Source organism: Vibrio sp. Vb339 (genome assembly GCF_902751245.1).
Lineage (GTDB): Bacteria > Pseudomonadota > Gammaproteobacteria > Enterobacterales > Vibrionaceae > Vibrio > Vibrio coralliirubri.
In genome coordinates this window covers 1-18,193 of record NZ_CADDIS010000011.1, presented here as the reverse complement: position 1 = coordinate 18,193, position 18,193 = coordinate 1, and the positions used below count along the sequence as shown (strand labels likewise).

The window sequence follows — 18,193 nt, the reverse complement described above, 5'->3', positions numbered from 1 at the left end:
GACGAAAAAATAGCGAACAGAAACAAAAAAGCGACCTGGTGGTCGCTTTTTAAAATTGAGTATTTTATCTATACGGCAATTGAGTTCTAAACAAACGGGCGACTAAAGAAGGCCGCGTGCTTTTAGAATTGCGGTTTTGAAATCATCTTCTTGGTCTTTTTTCAGGCCTGGGATCATTTCATCTTTTTCGCTGTTGCGCATTTTTAGGTGGTAGATAAGAACATCGTCAGTCAGTTCTTCAAGCTTGCCTTGGTAGCCCGCTTCTTTTGATAGCTTAATGATGAACTCTAATAGGTTAAGCTCTTGATCTTTCTGCCACTCAGGCTCCATCAGTTCAAGCAGTTCTTCAATGCGGTGACACTTCATACTTTATTTCTCCACAAATTTTATAATGATTTGTGGCTAAGGTATCAAATCGGGTAGGGAATACCAATGTGTAAACACATTTCAAGATGGGAGCGGGCAAGAAAAAAGCGCAGTAAAAACTGCGCTTTTTGTTAAGCGGCTTTAATCACTTTCGTTGTAGTCGGTGCTAATAAAGCAGTCTTCTCAACTAGAGTCATTGTAGGAGCCAGTTTCTTAGCCGTTGGAGCAGCAACAAAGCCACTACGACGACGCATCGCACTACGGTTGGTGTGCGAGAACCTGACAGCTGTTGGGCGCATTAATTTACCTAACGGTCAGGCATATCCATTGCCAATCTAATGGCCTGATTTACCATGAGCTCCACCTCAATTGCTTGAAGCGTCACTCGTCTGGCTTTCGCCAATCCGAAGAATAAATCAGGATAATGATATGCATGCATATCAAGGCTTAGATTATCACTATCTAACTTATCGATCGACGCCTGAGTGATAAATAGACGATATTAGAGCTAAAATAGTGTGAGCAGTATATTTGAGTTTGAACCTCTTTCAGGCTTAAGATGATGCTTTAAAGGAGGTGCATATGTCGTTCTTAAAGAAAACGTTAGCAAGTTTTGGAATTGGATCTGCCAAGGTGGATTCGGTATTGCAACAGGAAGTGCTTTATCCAGGCAAGAAGGCGAGCATTATTGTGCATGTCTATGGTGGCGCTCAGCCACAAGAGATCGACAACATCGATCTCAACTTGTGCTGTCGTTACGTCAAAGAAGTTACCATGAATTCGCAAAGGCAAGAGGGCGGTCAAACACGTCGAATGCACCAGACATACTCGTTGGCCAAATGGAGCCTGCCGTATGCCTTTGTTATTCAGCCGGGTGAAACCCGTGATTTTGAATGTGAGTTTGATGTCCCGCTGAATACACCAGTCACGATTGGTGATTCAAAGGTGTGGCTAGAAACCGGGCTCGATATTGCGATGGCGATTGATCCATCGGATAAAGACATCTTAACGGTGCGCCCTGACGCACTCCTCGATGGTATTTTCAACGAACTTGAAGCTCAAGGGCTACGCATTCGCCAAGTTGAGTGTGAAGCGGTAGAAGGCTTTGAACTGCCATTTGTACAAGAGTTCGAGTTTGTTCCGACGACGGGTCCTTATCATGGCCGTTGGCGTGAGCTTGAGGTTGTAGCTCATCGTGATGAAACTGAGCTTAAGTTGTGGTTTGAGATAGACCGCAATCGCGACGGTGCCAAAGGCATGTTGGCGAGCTTATTGGGAGTGGGTCAGCTACAGCGTCAATTGAGTGTGCCATTGGATACCTCACCGGAAGAAGCCGGCAAGATGGTACTTGAATATCTAGATAGCGCCTCTTAGTTGGCTCTTTGGTTCTTTAGCTTTAGAGAGCCTAGCCTCATCACACAGTTTAGGCGTCATTAATGTCATAAAAGATGTCATATAAATTTAAGCTTACACGTGTAAGCTTAATGTGCAATACTAGGTCAATTGAACATTTACTCTAGTAGGATACTCATGTCTGCATCATCAGCTAGCGAATACAGCGATATCGAAGAACGCGCTAACGCGATAACCCATGGCTTGGGCGTCGTGCTTGGCGTGGTTGGTCTGATCTTGTTGTTGATTCGCGCGTTTGATTACCAAGCCGACATGTTGACGGTTGCCAGTATGGCAATCTATGGCAGCAGCATTATCCTGCTCTTTCTTGCTTCAACGCTTTATCACTCGATCACCACAGAAAAAACCAAGCGTTTATTAAAAACCCTCGATCACTGTGCAATTTACTTACTCATCGCAGGTAGCTACACCCCGTTTTTATTGGTTGGTTTAAGAACCCCACTGGCGATGGGCTTGATGGCGGTTATTTGGGGAATTGCGCTGGTCGGTATCATCATGAAGATTGCCTTCGTCTACCGATTTAAGCGCCTATCACTGTTCATTTATTTAGCTATGGGCTGGCTGTCGTTGATTGTGGTGTATCAACTGGCGATGAATATCGAGATAGGCGGCTTGGTGTTATTGGCGCTCGGTGGCGTGATCTACTCGTTGGGTGTTATTTTCTATGTGGCAAAACGCATCCCTTACAACCACGCCATCTGGCACTTGTTTGTTTTGGCGGGCTGCGCTTGCCATTTCTTCGCTATCTATTTGTACGTGACTCCGGTTTAGCGAGCCAGTACCTCAGTAATCTCAGCTTTAATCTGATATTCAGGGTGTTGTTCTAGGTCGAGCTTGATTAGCTTGCCTTCTTCACCCGTCTTTGGTCGCAGATATGTGTCGGCCATTCGTTTGATTGATTTCCACACAGCAACTTCTTCTTCTGCCAACAACTCACCTTCTGCAGTAAACACACTGATGTTAAGTGATACCAAAATGACTGCTTGAGTGCCTTGGTTGGTGATGGCTGTCGGAATGATAAGCTCACCATCTTCATAGCGACTGGCACCCAGTACAACATCCACTCCTGACTGAGAGAGCTGTAAGCTTGGCTTTTTACTATTAACCACAATCGTAGTGCCACGCGTGTTCGTTGCGACAGGTACGGCTACGACAGGGGCTGCTGAAACAGGCACTGCGATCTCTGATGTTGTCGCTGCTGCTTCCGTTTGCTTAGGTGCCACGTATTGCCAAGTAAAATCATCTTTGAGTAACACTTGTTTGCCATCAGGCAATGTGACCATTTGATCAGCAAAGGCAGAACTTACGAATACTGAGTTTGCGAGCAATGCGCCAGCGAGAAGTGCGTATGATTTCATCTGTGTTTCCTTGATTTTGTGCTTGGTTAGCGTCGCCAAAAGGCTGGGAAAAATAGAACAATGAGCGTCAATATCTCAAGTCGCCCCATCAGCATTCCTAAGCTTAGCAACCATTTAGCGGCGTCGGGCAGTGGAGCAAAGTTCCCGGTTGGACCGATCACGCTGCCCATACCAGGACCAACGTTGGCAACGGCTGTGATAGCGCCAGATATACTGGTCACGGGATCAAGTCCCATCGCGCTCAAGCCGCCTGCAATTAGGATAATCGTAATAAAGAACATCAAACCAAATGCGACCAGTGAACGCACAATGTCGTCATTTACGGGGCGTTGGTTATAGCGTTGAACAAACACACCCGACGGGTGAATCAGTTTCATCATTTGCTTATGGAGCATGGTCATCGCGATCTGGAAGCGGAAGATTTTGATACCGCCAGAGGTTGAACCTGAGCACGCGCCCGCCATCATTAAAAAGGCAAACAGCGTGGTAGGCAAAGCGCCCCACGCGGTGAAGTCTTCTAAGCCAAAACCGGTAGTGGTAACTACGGACACAATGTTGAACATCGAAACACGCATCGCATCCATGACTGTGTAGCCATCTCTAACCACCAACCATGTCGATATCACGGCACTGGTGACCAAGAATAGATAGGTGAAGCCTCTCACTTGCGCATCTTTGTATAGAATTGAGAGTTTTCTGCCACGCAGTGCGCTAACGAACAGTAGGAACGGCAGACCACCAAGGAACATGAACAGAGTTCCCACCCAGTGAGCACTGTTAGAGAAGTGGTTCATCGAGCCATCTGATGTTGAGTAACCACCCGTAGACAGTGTTGTGAAGGCATGATTGATCGCGTCAAAGATGCCCATGCCTGCAAAGAGATAGCTAATGATGCACAAGCCAGTCAGAACCAGATAAACCGCCACGATGTTCTTGGCGACCGTTTTCGCTCGTGGGCTGCTTTTATCTGACCAATCTGATGATTCGGTTTGGAAGAGGCGCATGCCACCGACGTTGAGCATTGGCAGAACCGCTACCGCCATAACGATGAAGCCGATGCCACCTAACCATTGCAGTATAGAACGCCACAACAGAATACTTGGTGCCATGCTGTCTAAGCCGCTTAATACGGTTGAGCCTGTTGTAGTGATACCAGACATGGTTTCAAAATAGGCGTCAGTGAAGCTGATGTGGTTGATGAAGACAAACGGCAGTGCGGCAAAGGCACTGGCTATCGTCCATACCAGAGAGGTGATGAGGAACATGTCCCGCACCCCAAGTCGGAACTTAGCTGAACGGCCTAAACTCAAGCAGATGAACGCCACAATGTGCGTGATCACTACCGATTGACCAAACTCGAGGAAGCCACCGGTGCCTGTGAAAAAGGCAACCAATGTAGGGATGTACATGAAAAGGGCTAGTTTTGATAACACTAACCCTATCACTAATAATATCGGACGAAAGTTGACCATAGCTTAATAGACCATCGCTTTGAGCCGGAGCATCATTCTCACAAGAAGAAGGTTGTGAGAACAAGCTTACGAGAACAAGGCTATAAGAAGAACGGGCTCGGTTGGAATAGAGACTCAACATCTGGTACGTATTTCTTGTCCACTAGGAACATCACTACGTGGTCATCTTGTTCGATTACGGTTCTATCGTGCGCGATAAGTACTTCTTCTCCGCGAACAATCGCACCAATAGTGGTGCCCGGTGGTAGTTTGATGTCGCCAATCGCTCGGCCAACCACTTTAGATGTGGTTTCGTCACCGTGAGCAATGGCTTCGATCGCCTCTGCAGCGCCGCGGCGTAGAGAGGATACGTTTACGATATCAGCACGACGAACGTGAGTAAGCAGCGCAGAAATGGTCGCTTGCTGTGGAGAGATAGCAATATCAATCACACCACCCTGAACAAGGTCGACGTAAGCACCACGCTGAATCAGTACCATTACCTTCTTGGCACCCATTCGCTTCGCCAGCATGGCTGACATGATGTTGGTTTCATCTTCATTGGTTAGGGCAATGAATACGTCCACTTGATCGATGTTCTCTTCGGTCAGCAACTCTTGGTCTGCCGCATCGCCACAGAAGACGATGGTGTTTTCTAATTCTTCAGACAGCTTCTCGGCACGAGTGTAGCTGCGCTCGATAAGCTTGATGCTGTAGCTCTGCTCAAGGCGTTTTGCCAAGCTTGCACCAATGTTACCACCACCGACAATCATGATGCGGCGGTACGGTTTCTCTAGGCGCTGCAGCTCACTCATTACTGAGCGGATGTGGTTACTTGCTGCGACGAAGAAAACCTCATCATCGGCTTCAATGATGGTAGTGCCTTGTGGGCGAATAGGGCGACCTTGACGGAAAATAGCGGCAACACGGGTATCGATGTGCGGCATGTGCTCACGCAAAGCAGACAGTGCGTTACCAACCAGTGGACCACCGTAGTAGGCTTTTACTGCTACTAGGCTCACTTTTTGTTCAGCAAAGCTCACAACCTGCAGTGCGCCTGGGTATTGAATCAGGCGCTCGATGTAGCTGGTCACTAGCTCTTCGGGTGCAATTAGATGATCGACTGGGATGGCACCTGATTTGAATAGCGCTTCTTTCTCTTCTAGGTATTGAGGAGAACGAATACGAGCAATTCGGTTCGGCGTATTGAAAAGAGAGAAAGCAACCTGACACGCAGCCATGTTGGTTTCATCCATGTTGGTTACAGCAACCAACATGTCGGCATCTTGCGCACCCGCTTCACGTAGTGTGTTTGGGTGGCTGGCATAACCGTTTACAACCCTAAGGTCGTACTTATCCTGAAGTTCACGAAGTCGGTCAGCGTTACGGTCGACAATGGTGATGTCGTTGTTTTCACCAACCAGGTTTTCAGCAAGGGTACCGCCAACTTGTCCAGCACCTAGGATAATGATCTTCATAGCCTTTCTCTTTTCTTTACCGTGGTAATTCTAGTTATCTAACTTTGTTTTGATAATGCACTAGAAAGAAACAGCGGCTAAGAAATAAATTCTTAGCCGCTGTTAGTTGTTATGCCTGTTTTACTAGAACTGCGTAGTAGAAGCCATCCATATCTTCTTCTCCAGGTAGTATTTGACGACCCGGATTTTCGATATCAGACCCAACCAGCGTTGCGTTCTCAGTACGTGCTAGGAATGCCTTCACTTGCAGCACGTTTTCTTGCGGCGTGATAGAACATGTCGCATAAACCATGGTGCCGCCTTCTTTCAGCTGACGCCACATTGCATCCATAATTTCGCTTTGCAGTTCAGCCAGCGCATCAATATCAGATGCACGACGTAACCACTTGATATCAGGGTGACGGCGAATTACGCCTGTCGCTGAACAAGGTGCATCAAGTAGGATACGGTCGAACTTATCACCCATCCACCACTCTTCAGGGTAGCGAGCATCACCACAAATTACGTCGGCACGCAGTTGTAGACGCTCAAGGTTATCGTAAACGCGGTCTAGACGTTTGATGTCGCAGTCAATCGCAACCACTTCAGTATCTTGAGTGTGCTCAAGAATATGTGCCGTTTTACCACCTGGTGCAGCACAACAATCTAGGATCAGCTCACCATCTTTTGGTGTTAGGTAATCAACCGAAAGCTGAGCGGCAGCGTCTTGCACTGATACCCAACCTCTGTCGAAGCCAGGAAGCAAAGTAACATCACAAGGTGCAGCTAATTTTATGGCATCAGCTGCTTCTGGGTGCAATGTGTATTCAATGTTTTCGTTTTTAAGCAGTTCAACATACTCGTCACGAGTGTGGTGTTGGCGGTTTACGCGTAGCCACATTGGTGCCTTGCTGTTGTTTGCTTCAACCAATTGCTCCCACTGATCTGGGTAGCTCTCTTGAAGCATTTTTAGGATCCAGCTTGGATGGCTGTATTTGCCCGCATTGTGGCTAACGGCTTTCTCATCTAGCTCTTCTTGATCGCGCAGATAGCTGCGAAGTACTGCGTTGATCAAACCACTCAGGCTTGGGCCGCGCAGTGTTTTGGTTGCTTCAACTGTTTCAGCAACGGCAGCATGCGAAGGAATGCGCATAAAGCTCAACTGGTAAATGCCTACTAAGATCAGGTGGTGGAATACGCGCTTTTTACCTTTAAGCGAGTTTTCCATCAGTTCGTTAGCGATTGACTCTAAGCGAGGCAGGTAACGAAGTGCGCCGTAGCAAATCTCTTGCAGTAGAGCATGGTCTCGCGGACGGATCGTTTTTTGAGCCGCAGGGAGAGCGTGTGAAAGAGAGTGGCCTTTATCGACAACTTGGAATAGGACATTTGCAGCAGCAGCGCGAACATTCATGAGGGGTACCGAATATTTATTTGAATACATGAGGGCATCTCTGCCCTCGTAAAGGTTTTCTAAGCTGCGTAATTAACAGCTTTAAAAGCGGATTAAGAAAGTTGAGTACCAACTTCAAACCAGCTTGCACGTGAGTTCAAGATATCCTGAACTGACATGGCTTTTTTACCTGGAACTTGCAGCTGTTCAAGAACAAGTACGCCTTGCCCTGTTGCTACGTAGATACCAGTTTTATCCGCTTGCAGAATGGTACCTGCAGGCTTATCAGAAGTTTGCTCTGCCACACGGCTTTGCCATACTTTAATGCTGTTCTCAGCAGCTTCAAAGTGGCTCATTGGCCATGGGTTGAAGGCACGAACGCAGCGCTCAATATGCGCAGCTTCATCACTCCAGTTGATACGCGCTTCTTCTTTGCTTAGCTTCTTCGCGTAGTTCGCAAGCTCATCGTCTTGCTTTTCTGCAACTGCTTTGCCAGAAGCGATGTCCGCTAGACATTCAACAAGCGCATCAGGGCCAAGGCCCGCTAACTTCTCGTACATCGATGCGCTAGTATCTGTCGCTTCGATAGGCAGCGTCGCGATACTTAGCATGTCGCCAGTATCTAGGCCGATATCCATCTGCATGATCGTCACGCCTGTCTCTTTATCACCCGCCCAAATAGAGCGTTGAATCGGAGCAGCACCACGCCAGCGTGGCAGGATTGAACCATGCACGTTGATACAACCCAAGCGAGGCGTATCTAATACAACTTGCGGAAGCAATAAGCCGTAAGCGACAACCACCATGATGTCAGCGTTCAATTCAGCTAGCTCTTGCTTAGCCTCATCTGACTTGAAGTTTTCTGGTTGGTAAACCGGAATATTGTTTTCAAGTGCGATGTTTTTTACTGGGCTCGCAGTGAGTTTTTTACCGCGGCCTGCTGGGCGATCTGGCTGTGTGTAAACAGCAACAACTTCATGCTCCGAAGACAACAACGCCGCCAAGTGACGGGCGGCGAAATCCGGAGTACCTGCAAAGACAATTCTTAAAGACTGACTCAAGGTAGGCTTCCTTCTAATTTAGTAATAGCAGCGGTTATTAACCTTGTTTCTCGTTGAAACGTTTGATCTTCGCTAGCTTATCTTGGATACGTTTACGCTTTAGTGGCGATAGGTAATCAACAAACAACTTGCCTTCTAGGTGGTCAAGTTCGTGCTGAACACAGATAGCCAGAAGGTCGTCAGCGTCGAATGTGAATTCGTTGCCGTCACGGTCTAATGCTTTAACCGTTACTTCTGCAGCGCGAGGTACTAGAGCTCGAGCGCCTGGTACAGATAGGCAGCCTTCTTCGATTCCATCTTCGCCGCGCTTCTCAGTAATTTCAGGGTTGATAAGCACCATTGGCTCATCACGTGTTTCTGAAATATCGATAACAACGATGCGTTGGTGGAAATCTACTTGCGTTGCCGCAAGGCCGATACCTTCTTCGTCGTACATGGTTTCAATCATGTCATCAACGAACTTTTGAATCTCTGGGGTAACTTCTTTTACCGGTTTCGCCACGGTACGTAGACGATCATCTGGTAATGTTAATACTTGTAATACAGACATATACACTCGAAATATTGAACTGTGCCGAAACAGCTTAAACCTTGTTGGCTCAATTCTAGACATTTTAGAGGTCAAATGACAGCATCCTGAAGGTAATTCTCAAATCAGATGTCATATATTCAGACCAAGGAACCTAGGTCATGCGTCATTTTTCTCCCATTTTTTCTCTTGTTTGTGCCTCGCTTTCGTTCGCCGCTACGGCTGAAAATAGCGCTCAACCTTTAACCATTAAGCAGGGCGCACCTGAGGCGTATGTGGTGGTAAAGGGCGATACCTTATGGGACATATCTGCGATGTATCTTGATAGCCCGTGGTTGTGGCCAAGGTTATGGCAGGTAAACCCTGAAATAGAAAACCCTCATCTTATATATCCCGGAGATAAACTGTCTTTGGTTTGGATTAATGGTGAGCCGGTATTGAGTCTTAAACCGGTTATCAAGCTGAGCCCTAAGATTCGTGTCTCGGAGAAGAAAGCGGTGCCAACCGTCAATGAAGGATTGGTTCTTCCTTACCTACAATCTGATCGCTTGGTTGAACAGCAAGACATTCAATCGGCTCAACGAGTGTTAGGGACGAGTGATGGAAAGAGATTCTTATCGGGTGAAGACCGGTTGTTTATCTCTGGTAGTCAGCAGCATCCCAAGTGGGGTATTTACCGTTCTGTCGAAACTTACCAGCGACAGCAACCTCAAGCGAGTATGACCTCGTTGCGTTTGGTCGCCACGGCGCGCCTGAAAGAGGTGGATGCTGAGTTCAGTAGTTTACAGATAGAGACTCAACTGCAAGAGGTGTTACTTAATGACCTCGTGTTACCAGAGCTTGGCGTTGATCAGGTGAAGCTCTCAACCACATTTTATCCAGCGCCTAGTGCTGCGGGGCAGTTTGCTAATATCTTGGGTTCATTAGATGGCAGCCAATACAGTGCAAAGAATCAGGTGGTTGTTATCAACAAAGGCTCGCAAGACAACCTTCGCCAGGGCTCTATGTTTACGCTCAGTGAAAGCGGAGCTGTGGTGTTTGGTAAGCAAGGTGAATACAGCTATAAAGAATCAGCAGCGAGCGATAAGGTGCAATTGCCAAGTACCTCACTCGGAAGTTTGATGGTTATTCGCCCTTACGAGTATTTTAGCTTGGCGTTGATCACTCGAAGCTCTAAGCCGGTTAGCAATGATATTCTGGCGGTATCGCCTTTAGACCTTGCGTTGACGGAAGAGGTTAAGGGCACCGAGTGAATGAGCAAAAACTGATCGCTTGGCTCTCGCTGAGCTTTGTTCCGCAACTCGGTGGTAAGCGCCTTTCTCGTCTGCTGAGTGTTGATTCCCCATCTAATATTGTTGGTTACTCCAGCCAACAGCTGCAAGCGATTGGTTTGTCAGCCAAGCAAATATCCTACTTAAGACAGCAAGCCCCTAGAGAAGTGGAGGCTTGCCTGGCGTGGCAATCGAGGCAGCCCAACCATCACATCATTACCCCTAATTGCTCGCATTATCCCAAACTGCTGAATGAGACCGCCTCCGCGCCAAGCGTGCTTTTCGTTAAAGGTCATGTTGAAAAACTGATTGAGCCTCAAATCGCTATGGTTGGCAGTCGTAACGCCAGTCTCGAAGGGTTGCAAACCGCGAAGTCCTTCGCCAAAGAGTTCGTCCAAAACGGTTTGATTGTCACCAGTGGCTTAGCGCTCGGTATTGATGGTTATGCTCATGATGGTGCTTTAGATAAAGGAGGGGAAACTTTTGCTGTGTTGGGCTCAGGCTTAGACTCCATTTACCCTGCACGTCACCGAAATCTAGCGGATAGAATTTGTGAGAATGGCGCTCTGATCTCAGAATTCCGCCCAAGCGCTAAACCAAGACCTGAACATTTTCCCCGTCGTAACCGTATTATAAGTGGCTTGTCGTTAGGAACCTTGGTGGTGGAAGCGGCAGAAAAGAGTGGTTCTCTGATTACGGCGCGTTATGCGATGGAGCAAGGTCGCGAAGTGTTTGCGCTTCCCGGTTCGATTCATAACCCAACCAGTCGCGGGGGCAACAGTTTAATTAAGGCTGGGGCATGTTTGGTACAGAGCGCTCAAGATGTTCTAATTGAAATAAAGAGTCTGTTAGACTGGTCTATAGATCAGCAGCCCAGTTTGTTCGAACCTACGCCGAACAAGAGTGAAAATGAACAATTGCCATTTCCACAGCTGTTAGCTAACGTAGGATTAGAGGCGACACCCGTTGATATTTTGGCACAGAGAACCCATATACCTGTGCATGAGGTCATGATGCAGCTTTTAGAGCTTGAGCTCTCAGGGCATGTTGTTGCAGTTTCCGGTGGCTATATTCGAAAGGGGAGAGGCTAGCTATGATGATGGACATACTGATGTACTTGTTTGAAACCTACATCCATAGCGATTCTGAATTGCAGGTGGATCAAGATGAGCTGGAAGATGAGCTTCTTCGAGCAGGGTTTCACCAAGATGATATTTATAAGGCCCTCCATTGGTTAGAAGATCTTGCTGCACTGCAAGATACCGACAACCAAGCGGCGATTACTATGTGCTCCAATACCTCGATGCGTGTTTATACCAATCGAGAGATTTCACGGATTGATATGGAGTGTCGAGGCTTCTTATTGTTCCTTGAGCAGATCAACGTGCTCACGACAGAGATTCGTGAAATGGTGATTGATCGTGTGATGGGGCTTGAGACGAGCGAATTTGAATTGGATGATCTGAAATGGATTATCTTAATGGTGCTATTTAATGTGCCGGGTAATGAAAGTGCTTACACGCAAATGGAAGAGCTGTTGTATACCAAAGAGCAAGGTATCTTGCATTAATACAGGCTTGTCATGAGTAGTAAGATTGATAATCAGCTTTTTTCAGCACATGAACATGCGTTAGAGCATGAACCATGTCCACAGTGCGGTGGGGAGCTTCAGCTTCGCCATGGTAAGCACGGCCCATTTTTAGGCTGTAAGCAGTATCCGAGCTGTGATTACATCAAGCCTCTGCATCAGAACGATGGCCACGTAGTGAAAGAGCTAGGCGTTCCGTGTCCTAAATGCCAAAACGAATTGGTATTAAGGCAAGGCCGCTTTGGGATGTTCATTGGTTGTAGCAGCTACCCAACGTGTAATCACATCGAATCTTTGGATCAACCGAAAGAACAACCTGAAGAGCAGCCACTTGTTGCTTGTCCTGAGTGCGGCAGAGGCCATTTGGTTGAGCGTAAATCTCGCTATGGCAAAACCTTCTATGCGTGTGATAACTACCCTAAGTGTAAGTTCGCAGTTAACCAACAACCAGTTATAGGTCGCTGTGAAGAGTGCCAGTTCCCACTGTTACTGGAGAAGAAAACAGCCAGTGGTACCAAGAAAAAATGTGCTGATCGCAAGTGTCACCACATTCAATCTCAATAACTCGATATTATAGACACAAAAAAAACGGCGCTCAATGAGCGCCGTTTCTATATCCAATGAACCTTTTATATCAATAATCCAATGTAGGCTTACTTCATCTGCTCAGCAAATTCATGCACAGCAGGGTAGGCTTGCTTATCGAGAATGTCTGCCAGTGAACATAACGTTCTTTGCAGCTCTGCGTTGTAGTCAGCGCTCACGTTAATGTGGCCCATCTTACGACCCGCACGCTTCTCTTTGCCATACCAATGAACATGACAACCACCTTGAGCCAGAATAGCTTCAGGTAGGGTATCTTCACCAAGAATGTTGATCATTGCGGTTGGGCGAATCAGTTTAGTGCTGCCTAGTGGCATACCACATACGGCACGCAGGTGGTTCTCAAACTGACAAGTTTCAGCGCCTTGTTGCGTCCAGTGGCCAGAGTTATGAACACGTGGTGCAATCTCATTAACCAACAGTGAACCTTGAACATCAAAGAACTCAAGTGCAAGCACGCCAACGTAGTCCAAACGTTCTGCAACTGCAGTAAACATGGTTTTCGCTTGATCTTGCAGTTCAATGTCGTCAATGGCTGTTGATAAGCTCAACACGCCGTCGGTGTGAACATTCTCAGCCAGCGGATACACTTGAATCTCGCCATTGATACCACGGGCACCAACCAGTGATACTTCGCGGTCAAACGGAACAAACTCTTCAGCCACAATAGCTTGGTTGTCTGTTGCGGCAATGCACTCAGCCATTTCTGCCCAAGTCGCGTCAACATTGTCTAATGTCTTTAAGCGCCATTGGCCCTTGCCGTCGTAGCCGCCAAGTGTACTCTTCAACACCATTGGCAAGCCAACGTGAGCAATTGCAGCGTCAAAGTCTTCGCGAGAGTTGATCACGTAGTACTTAGCGTTTTTCACGTTTGCTTCGTCTAACAGAGCTTTTTCAAGGCGACGGTCACCGCCGGCTTTGATTGCTTCTGTTGTCGGTAAGAACTTACCGCTGCGTTCACATACCTCAAGTACATCGTGAGGGATGTGTTCAAACTCAGCAGTAATGACGTCCGCGCGCTTTATCGCATTTTCTAAGCCGTTGCCTAGAATCGCTTGCGTTAATGGGTGAACAATATTTTTGCTGCCAACATCAAAAGCAGAAATTTCAATATTCAGCGGTGCCCCAGCTAGGGACATCATGCGAGCAAGTTGGCCCGCGCCTAACACAAGAACATGCATGGAAATTAGTCCTCTGCAGGGTTTGGATTAGCTAGAACCGTTTCTGTTTGCTCAGAGCGGAACGCTTCTACTTTCGCCATCACTTCGTCATTGTGTGTACCAATGATTTGAGCGGCTAGGATGCCAGCGTTAGCAGCACCAGCTTCACCGATAGCCAGAGTACCTACCGCGATACCTTTCGGCATCTGTACGATAGAAAGTAGAGAGTCCATGCCTTTCAGTGCTTTAGACTGAACAGGAACACCCAGAACTGGTACGCTTGTGAAAGCAGCAGCCATGCCCGGAAGGTGCGCTGCACCGCCAGCACCAGCAATAATCACTTTAATACCGCGCTCTTTCGCACTGGTTGCGTAGTCTGCAAGCAACTGAGGTGTGCGGTGAGCAGAAACCACTTTTGTTTCGTACGCCACGCCAAACTGATCCAACATTTCTGCAGCTAGCTTCATTGTTGGCCAATCAGATTTAGAACCCATGATAATACCGACAGTCATCTCAAACTCCTTCAGGTACGATTTAATTAGTGATTAGATATTTTGCGCGCATTATACGGGTAAAATTGCCTAAGGAAAACGTTTGCGTCAGTCTAAGTTGTTAATTGATACATTTTATAAACAAATAGCTTTAGTCACAGTGAATGATAATTTGTACACTTAGTGAGTTAGATAACTGAATTAATGAGGCAACCCGTGGATAACTTTCAACATACTTTGCAGGCATTACAACAAGGTGAAGTCATTGCTTACCCGACTGAAGGCGTTTTTGGGGTCGGTTGTGATCCCGATAATCCACAAGCCATCAAGAAATTACTCGACTTAAAACAACGACCGATCGAGAAAGGGTTGATCTTAATTGCTGCGAGCTACGAGCAACTGTTACCTTACATTGATGAAAGCCAATTGACGGAAGCGCAGTTGGCAACAGTGAAAGCGACATGGCCAGGTCCGGTGACTTGGATTATGCCAACCAGCAGCAAAGTCACTGACTGGGTAAGTGGTCAGTTTGATTCCATCGCGGTACGAGTGACTGATCACCCTTTGGTTCAAAGAATGTGTAATGAGTTTGGTAAGCCGTTAACCTCTACCAGTGCTAACCTGACCGGCAAGCCGCCTTGTATGACAACTGAAGAAGTTCAGCTGCAACTTGGCCAACATTTGGTGGCTATTTTAGAAGGTCAAACGGGTGGCCGTGAGAAGCCAAGCGAAATTAGAGATGCAAAAACGTCGAAAATATTAAGACAGGGTTAAACCCTGCAGAGGAAGAAAGATGTCAGCTATTGATAAAGAAGCAGTAAAACAGTTTTTACTGAGCCTACAAGATTCGATTTGCCAGCAGCTTGAACAAGCTGATGGCGCAGCACTGTTTGAAGAAGATGCATGGCAGCGTGAGCCTGGCGAGCGCCTTGGTGGTGGTGGTCGAACTCGTGTGATGACCAACGGTGTGGTATTTGAGCAAGGTGGGGTTAACTTCTCTCACGTAGCGGGTAAGGCGATGCCAGCCTCAGCCACCGCTCATCGCCCTGAATTAGCCGGACGCAAGTTTGAGGCGATGGGGGTATCATTAGTTATCCACCCTAAAAACCCATATATCCCTACCTCACACGCGAACGTTCGATTCTTCATAGCAGAAAAAGAAGGGGAAGACCCAATTTGGTGGTTTGGTGGTGGTTTTGACTTAACGCCATTTTATCCTGTCGATGAAGATTGCCAATCTTGGCATCAAACAGCCAAAGATCTTTGTGCGCCATTTGGAGATGATGTTTATCAAGAGCACAAAGAGTGGTGTGACAAGTACTTCTATCTTCCGCATAGAGATGAAACACGTGGTGTGGGTGGGTTGTTCTTTGATGATCTTAACGAGTGGGGCTTTGAAAAGAGCTTTGCTTATATGCAGGCGGTCGGTGAAGGTTTCGCAGCCGCATACTTACCAATTGTAGAACGACGCAAAGAGACGCCTTATGGTGAGCGCGAGCGTGATTTCCAACTTTATCGTCGTGGTCGCTATGTTGAATTTAACTTAGTCTATGACCGTGGCACCCTATTTGGTCTACAAAGCGGTGGTCGCACAGAGTCTATATTGATGTCGATGCCGCCGTTGGCTCGTTGGGAGTATCGCTACGAACCACAAGCGGGTTCACCAGAAGCTTTGCTTTACAGCGACTACCTAAAGCCTCGAGTTTGGTAGTTCTTCCTTCCTTATAGGGATAGTGATAGGGTCATCTATATAGATGACCCTTTTTATTATTTCTGTTAGGTAAGGATATGACACAGCAAGTAGATCGTTATGCCGTTTTCGGTAACCCTATTGGGCAGAGCAAATCGCCATTCATTCACACATTATTTGCTCGCCAAACCAGTCAACAACTTACCTATACAGCACTCCAGCCAGAACAAGGTGAATTCATCACTGCTGCTCAAGCTTTTTTTAGTGAAGGTGGTAGAGGGTGTAATGTCACAGCGCCATTTAAAGAAGATGCTTATCAGTTCGCTAGTCGCCTGACTGAAAGAGCTGAACTAGCAGGTGCTGTAAACACACTTAAGAAGCTCGATGATGGAGAGATAATTGGTGATAACACCGATGGTGAGGGTTTAGTTCAAGACCTTCTTCAACATCAAGTTGTGCTCGAAGGGGCTCGCGTTCTTCTGCTTGGCGCTGGTGGTGCTGCTCGAGGGGTGATTCAACCTCTTCTCGACCAAAAGCCACAACAGTTGGTGATCGCTAACCGAACCAGTTCAAAAGCAGAACTATTGGCTGAGATGTTTTCGTCGCATGGAAATATCAAAGGTATGGGGCTAAGTGATGTTAATGATGGCTTTGATGTCATTATTAACTCGACCTCATCAGGTCTAAGCGGTCAGCTCCCTGAAGTTTCCGATGTAATCTTTAATACAAACAGCGCCGTTTATGACATGGTCTACGGATCTGGAACCACAGTCTTTAATCAGTGGGCGTTAGATAACGGTGTTCATGCTGCTTATGATGGTTTGGGTATGTTAGTGGGGCAGGCTGCAGAGAGCTTTATGCTTTGGCGTGGCCTTCGTCCGGGAACAAAACAGATTTTAAGAGAATTACGTAAAAACCTAGAGATGTAATGAGGTATTTATAAAAAAATGAATCAATCAATTCTATTTCCAGATATCCAAGATTGGAATGAAGAGAATCAAACAATCACCTTCCCTGCACAACAGTCGGGCGCATTGATTGAATGTGTCATGTCTATTGAAGAATTATCACGATTGGCAGGTAAAGAGATAAAAGAGGGCGATCAAGCTTTAGTTATCTTTTCTGAGTTACGTTTCGATATTGAAGAGCTAGCGGAAGAGTTAATAGAAGAAGAGGAGTATGACTCCTCTAATCGGATTCAGATCAAAGCGCTTTAGACTGGAAGTACAGAGTCTAGATAGTCGTTTTTATTCTGAACATAGTTGTCAGCGGACTTCTGTAAAAAGGCACGCTCTTTATCATTTAATGGGCGTGCTTGTTTTACTGGGCTTCCTACATATAGGTAACCGCTTTCAAGTACCTTATTAGGCGGCACTAAGCTACCAGCACCAATCATGACTTCTTGTTTGATAATCACGCCATCCAACACGATAGCTCCCATGCCAACAAGTACACGATCTTCAATTGTGCAGCCATGCAGCATTACTTTATGTCCGATAGTGACATCATTACCTATTAATAGAGGATAACCCTCAGGGTTTTCTGCATTCTTATGGGTGACGTGCAAAACGCTGCCGTCTTGGATATTCGTTCTATCTCCAATATGAATGTGGTTTACATCTCCTCGAGCTGCAACCAAAGGCCACACGCTAGAGTCGTCACCGATTTTGATATCACCAACCAGTACCGAACTTGTATCTATATAGACGTCTCGCCCGATCTGAGGTGATATACCTTTATAACTGCGTATTGAACTCATAAATCCTCCTTTATATAGGCACCTTAAGCCCTTAATTAAGAGGAATACTAGTGAAAATGGCGTGTTTTGAACAAAAAACGCTCGAACAATCAAAAAAGTAAGAAAAACTTCAAAAAGGGCTTGCCAGTGTGATCGAAATCTCTATAATGCGACCTCGTTGAAACGGGAAGGCTTCGTAAGAAACCAAAACGAATCAGCAGGTCAAATTAGCCAAGCTAAGCGCTTGAAAAAAGTTTTGAAAATAGTGGTTGACACTAAAACTTAAATCGCTAAAATGGCCGTCCGATTTGAGCGAAGCTCAAAAAGGAAAAGCTCTTTAACAATTTAAACCTATCAATCTGTGTGGGCACTCGTTGATGAATATCAAAACGTTATTACTTAGGTAATAGCAGTTACTTCGGTAACAAAATTGATTTCAATGAACTGAGTGACCAATACGTTTAACTACTTGTAGTTATTCGGCACAGTCAATTCATTATCATTCTGTTGGAATGGTAATAGCTTTAGAATTACATGTTCATGTTTACATGAATATTAGTTTTGAAGTCAGTATTCGTTGAGTCACAAAATCTTAAATTGAAGAGTTTGATCATGGCTCAGATTGAA

The 18,193-nt window shown here is 46.4% G+C and carries 21 protein-coding genes; 10 read left to right on the top strand and 11 right to left on the bottom strand.

The genetic code is table 11. The annotated features are described in order from the left end of the window. Positions 1-102: 102 nt before the first annotated feature. Both HRQ85_RS24675 and HRQ85_RS24670 read right to left on the bottom strand, forming a co-directional pair. Entirely contained in the window at positions 103-366 is a 264-nt protein-coding gene (locus HRQ85_RS24675) for a YihD family protein (protein ID WP_009848104.1), read from the bottom strand. A 131-nt stretch (positions 367-497) separates the two neighbouring features. Beyond that, positions 498-665 (bottom strand): hypothetical protein, encoded by a 168-nt coding sequence (locus tag HRQ85_RS24670; RefSeq protein ID WP_004739323.1) that lies wholly within the window; start codon positions 663-665, stop codon positions 498-500. A gap of 283 nt (positions 666-948) precedes the next feature. On the opposite strand from HRQ85_RS24670, the gene HRQ85_RS24665 reads away from it, so the two are divergent. Together HRQ85_RS24665 and trhA are read left to right on the top strand one after the other, a co-directional pair. Beyond that, on the top strand, positions 949-1,740 hold the full coding sequence (locus HRQ85_RS24665; RefSeq protein WP_048610874.1) for a sporulation protein: 792 nt from the start codon (positions 949-951) through the stop codon (positions 1,738-1,740). 156 nt (positions 1,741-1,896) lie between these two features. Continuing rightward, positions 1,897-2,550, top strand: coding sequence for a PAQR family membrane homeostasis protein TrhA (gene trhA / locus HRQ85_RS24660; RefSeq protein WP_086971960.1), 654 nt, complete (start codon positions 1,897-1,899; stop codon positions 2,548-2,550). Here trhA and HRQ85_RS24655 read toward each other — a convergent pair. The 6 genes from HRQ85_RS24655 to def all read right to left on the bottom strand — a co-directional run bounded on the left by HRQ85_RS24655 (position 2,547) and on the right by def (position 9,046). Next, on the bottom strand, positions 2,547-3,137 hold the full coding sequence (locus HRQ85_RS24655) for a DUF3157 family protein (RefSeq protein WP_172380831.1): 591 nt from the start codon (positions 3,135-3,137) through the stop codon (positions 2,547-2,549). The two genes, trhA and HRQ85_RS24655, sit on opposite strands and share 4 nt — an antisense overlap. Positions 3,138-3,163: 26 nt before the next feature. Beyond that, positions 3,164-4,609, bottom strand: a complete 1,446-nt coding sequence (locus HRQ85_RS24650) for a TrkH family potassium uptake protein (protein WP_017077319.1) — start codon at positions 4,607-4,609, stop codon at positions 3,164-3,166. Positions 4,610-4,689: 80 nt separating this feature from the next. Beyond that, a complete protein-coding gene (gene trkA, locus HRQ85_RS24645) occupies positions 4,690-6,066 on the bottom strand; it encodes a Trk system potassium transporter TrkA (RefSeq protein ID WP_004735766.1) in 1,377 nt (458 codons plus the stop codon). 109 nt (positions 6,067-6,175) lie between these two features. After that, positions 6,176-7,456 carry a 16S rRNA (cytosine(967)-C(5))-methyltransferase RsmB gene (rsmB, locus tag HRQ85_RS24640; protein ID WP_050642886.1) on the bottom strand — a complete coding sequence of 427 codons (1,281 nt, stop codon included), beginning with the start codon at positions 7,454-7,456 and terminating at the stop codon, positions 6,176-6,178. 92 nt (positions 7,457-7,548) lie between these two features. After that, positions 7,549-8,496, bottom strand: a complete 948-nt coding sequence (gene fmt / locus HRQ85_RS24635; protein WP_017058773.1) for a methionyl-tRNA formyltransferase — start codon at positions 8,494-8,496, stop codon at positions 7,549-7,551. Between the two features lie 37 nt (positions 8,497-8,533). Beyond that, the gene (gene def, locus HRQ85_RS24630; protein ID WP_017058772.1) at positions 8,534-9,046 is read right to left on the bottom strand and encodes a peptide deformylase; all 513 of its coding nucleotides are present in this window, start codon (positions 9,044-9,046) and stop codon (positions 8,534-8,536) included. Between the two features lie 140 nt (positions 9,047-9,186). On the opposite strand from def, the gene HRQ85_RS24625 reads away from it, so the two are divergent. From HRQ85_RS24625 to HRQ85_RS24610, 4 genes are read left to right on the top strand one after another with little or no spacing between them, the layout of a single operon-like run. Continuing rightward, positions 9,187-10,278, top strand: coding sequence for a LysM peptidoglycan-binding domain-containing protein (locus HRQ85_RS24625; RefSeq protein WP_172380830.1), 1,092 nt, complete (start codon positions 9,187-9,189; stop codon positions 10,276-10,278). Beyond that, the gene (dprA, locus tag HRQ85_RS24620; RefSeq protein ID WP_172380829.1) at positions 10,275-11,387 is read left to right on the top strand and encodes a DNA-processing protein DprA; all 1,113 of its coding nucleotides are present in this window, start codon (positions 10,275-10,277) and stop codon (positions 11,385-11,387) included. Before HRQ85_RS24625 ends, dprA begins: the two co-directional genes overlap by 4 nt. A gap of 2 nt (positions 11,388-11,389) precedes the next feature. Then, complete coding sequence (locus HRQ85_RS24615) at positions 11,390-11,866, top strand: DUF494 family protein (protein ID WP_172380828.1); 477 nt, start codon at positions 11,390-11,392, stop codon at positions 11,864-11,866. A 12-nt stretch (positions 11,867-11,878) separates the two neighbouring features. Next, the gene (locus tag HRQ85_RS24610) at positions 11,879-12,448 is read left to right on the top strand and encodes a DNA topoisomerase family protein (RefSeq protein ID WP_172380827.1); all 570 of its coding nucleotides are present in this window, start codon (positions 11,879-11,881) and stop codon (positions 12,446-12,448) included. 89 nt (positions 12,449-12,537) lie between these two features. Here the strand turns inward: HRQ85_RS24610 and HRQ85_RS24605 are convergent, their stop codons facing one another. Together HRQ85_RS24605 and purE are read right to left on the bottom strand one after the other, a co-directional pair. After that, positions 12,538-13,668, bottom strand: coding sequence for a 5-(carboxyamino)imidazole ribonucleotide synthase (locus HRQ85_RS24605; protein WP_172380826.1), 1,131 nt, complete (start codon positions 13,666-13,668; stop codon positions 12,538-12,540). A gap of 5 nt (positions 13,669-13,673) precedes the next feature. Next, complete coding sequence (gene purE, locus HRQ85_RS24600; protein ID WP_172380825.1) at positions 13,674-14,159, bottom strand: 5-(carboxyamino)imidazole ribonucleotide mutase; 486 nt, start codon at positions 14,157-14,159, stop codon at positions 13,674-13,676. A gap of 195 nt (positions 14,160-14,354) precedes the next feature. Here purE and HRQ85_RS24595 point away from each other — a divergent pair, with 195 nt between their 5' ends. The 4 genes from HRQ85_RS24595 to HRQ85_RS24580 all read left to right on the top strand — a co-directional run bounded on the left by HRQ85_RS24595 (position 14,355) and on the right by HRQ85_RS24580 (position 17,045). Then, entirely contained in the window at positions 14,355-14,912 is a 558-nt protein-coding gene (locus HRQ85_RS24595) for an L-threonylcarbamoyladenylate synthase (RefSeq protein WP_050642891.1), read from the top strand. Between the two features lie 19 nt (positions 14,913-14,931). Further along, the gene (gene hemF / locus HRQ85_RS24590) at positions 14,932-15,849 is read left to right on the top strand and encodes an oxygen-dependent coproporphyrinogen oxidase (RefSeq protein ID WP_172380824.1); all 918 of its coding nucleotides are present in this window, start codon (positions 14,932-14,934) and stop codon (positions 15,847-15,849) included. Positions 15,850-15,926: 77 nt separating this feature from the next. Next, positions 15,927-16,757, top strand: coding sequence for a shikimate dehydrogenase (aroE, locus tag HRQ85_RS24585; protein ID WP_172380823.1), 831 nt, complete (start codon positions 15,927-15,929; stop codon positions 16,755-16,757). An 18-nt stretch (positions 16,758-16,775) separates the two neighbouring features. Further along, positions 16,776-17,045 carry a DUF1488 domain-containing protein gene (locus HRQ85_RS24580; RefSeq protein ID WP_102432372.1) on the top strand — a complete coding sequence of 90 codons (270 nt, stop codon included), beginning with the start codon at positions 16,776-16,778 and terminating at the stop codon, positions 17,043-17,045. Here HRQ85_RS24580 and HRQ85_RS24575 read toward each other — a convergent pair. Next, positions 17,042-17,587 (bottom strand): gamma carbonic anhydrase family protein, encoded by a 546-nt coding sequence (locus HRQ85_RS24575; RefSeq protein WP_102432371.1) that lies wholly within the window; start codon positions 17,585-17,587, stop codon positions 17,042-17,044. The genes HRQ85_RS24580 and HRQ85_RS24575 overlap by 4 nt on opposite strands. Between the last annotated feature and the right edge of the window lie 606 nt (positions 17,588-18,193).

Bases quoted from the DNA above. Each gene is read 5' to 3' on its own strand.
- HRQ85_RS24675 (WP_009848104.1), bottom strand. From the start codon at position 366: ATGAAGTGTCACCGCATTGAAGAACTGCTTGAACTGATGGAGCCTGAG.
- HRQ85_RS24670 (WP_004739323.1), bottom strand. From the start codon at position 665: ATGCGCCCAACAGCTGTCAGGTTCTCGCACACCAACCGTAGTGCGATG.
- HRQ85_RS24665 (WP_048610874.1), top strand. From the start codon at position 949: ATGTCGTTCTTAAAGAAAACGTTAGCAAGTTTTGGAATTGGATCTGCC.
- trhA (WP_086971960.1), top strand. From the start codon at position 1,897: ATGTCTGCATCATCAGCTAGCGAATACAGCGATATCGAAGAACGCGCT.
- HRQ85_RS24655 (WP_172380831.1), bottom strand. From the start codon at position 3,137: ATGAAATCATACGCACTTCTCGCTGGCGCATTGCTCGCAAACTCAGTA.
- HRQ85_RS24650 (WP_017077319.1), bottom strand. From the start codon at position 4,609: ATGGTCAACTTTCGTCCGATATTATTAGTGATAGGGTTAGTGTTATCA.
- trkA (WP_004735766.1), bottom strand. From the start codon at position 6,066: ATGAAGATCATTATCCTAGGTGCTGGACAAGTTGGCGGTACCCTTGCT.
- rsmB (WP_050642886.1), bottom strand. From the start codon at position 7,456: ATGAATGTTCGCGCTGCTGCTGCAAATGTCCTATTCCAAGTTGTCGAT.
- def (WP_017058772.1), bottom strand. From the start codon at position 9,046: ATGTCTGTATTACAAGTATTAACATTACCAGATGATCGTCTACGTACC.
- HRQ85_RS24625 (WP_172380830.1), top strand. From the start codon at position 9,187: ATGCGTCATTTTTCTCCCATTTTTTCTCTTGTTTGTGCCTCGCTTTCG.
- HRQ85_RS24615 (WP_172380828.1), top strand. From the start codon at position 11,390: ATGATGATGGACATACTGATGTACTTGTTTGAAACCTACATCCATAGC.
- HRQ85_RS24610 (WP_172380827.1), top strand. From the start codon at position 11,879: ATGAGTAGTAAGATTGATAATCAGCTTTTTTCAGCACATGAACATGCG.
- HRQ85_RS24605 (WP_172380826.1), bottom strand. From the start codon at position 13,668: ATGCATGTTCTTGTGTTAGGCGCGGGCCAACTTGCTCGCATGATGTCC.
- purE (WP_172380825.1), bottom strand. From the start codon at position 14,159: ATGACTGTCGGTATTATCATGGGTTCTAAATCTGATTGGCCAACAATG.
- hemF (WP_172380824.1), top strand. From the start codon at position 14,932: ATGTCAGCTATTGATAAAGAAGCAGTAAAACAGTTTTTACTGAGCCTA.
- aroE (WP_172380823.1), top strand. From the start codon at position 15,927: ATGACACAGCAAGTAGATCGTTATGCCGTTTTCGGTAACCCTATTGGG.
- HRQ85_RS24580 (WP_102432372.1), top strand. From the start codon at position 16,776: ATGAATCAATCAATTCTATTTCCAGATATCCAAGATTGGAATGAAGAG.
- HRQ85_RS24575 (WP_102432371.1), bottom strand. From the start codon at position 17,587: ATGAGTTCAATACGCAGTTATAAAGGTATATCACCTCAGATCGGGCGA.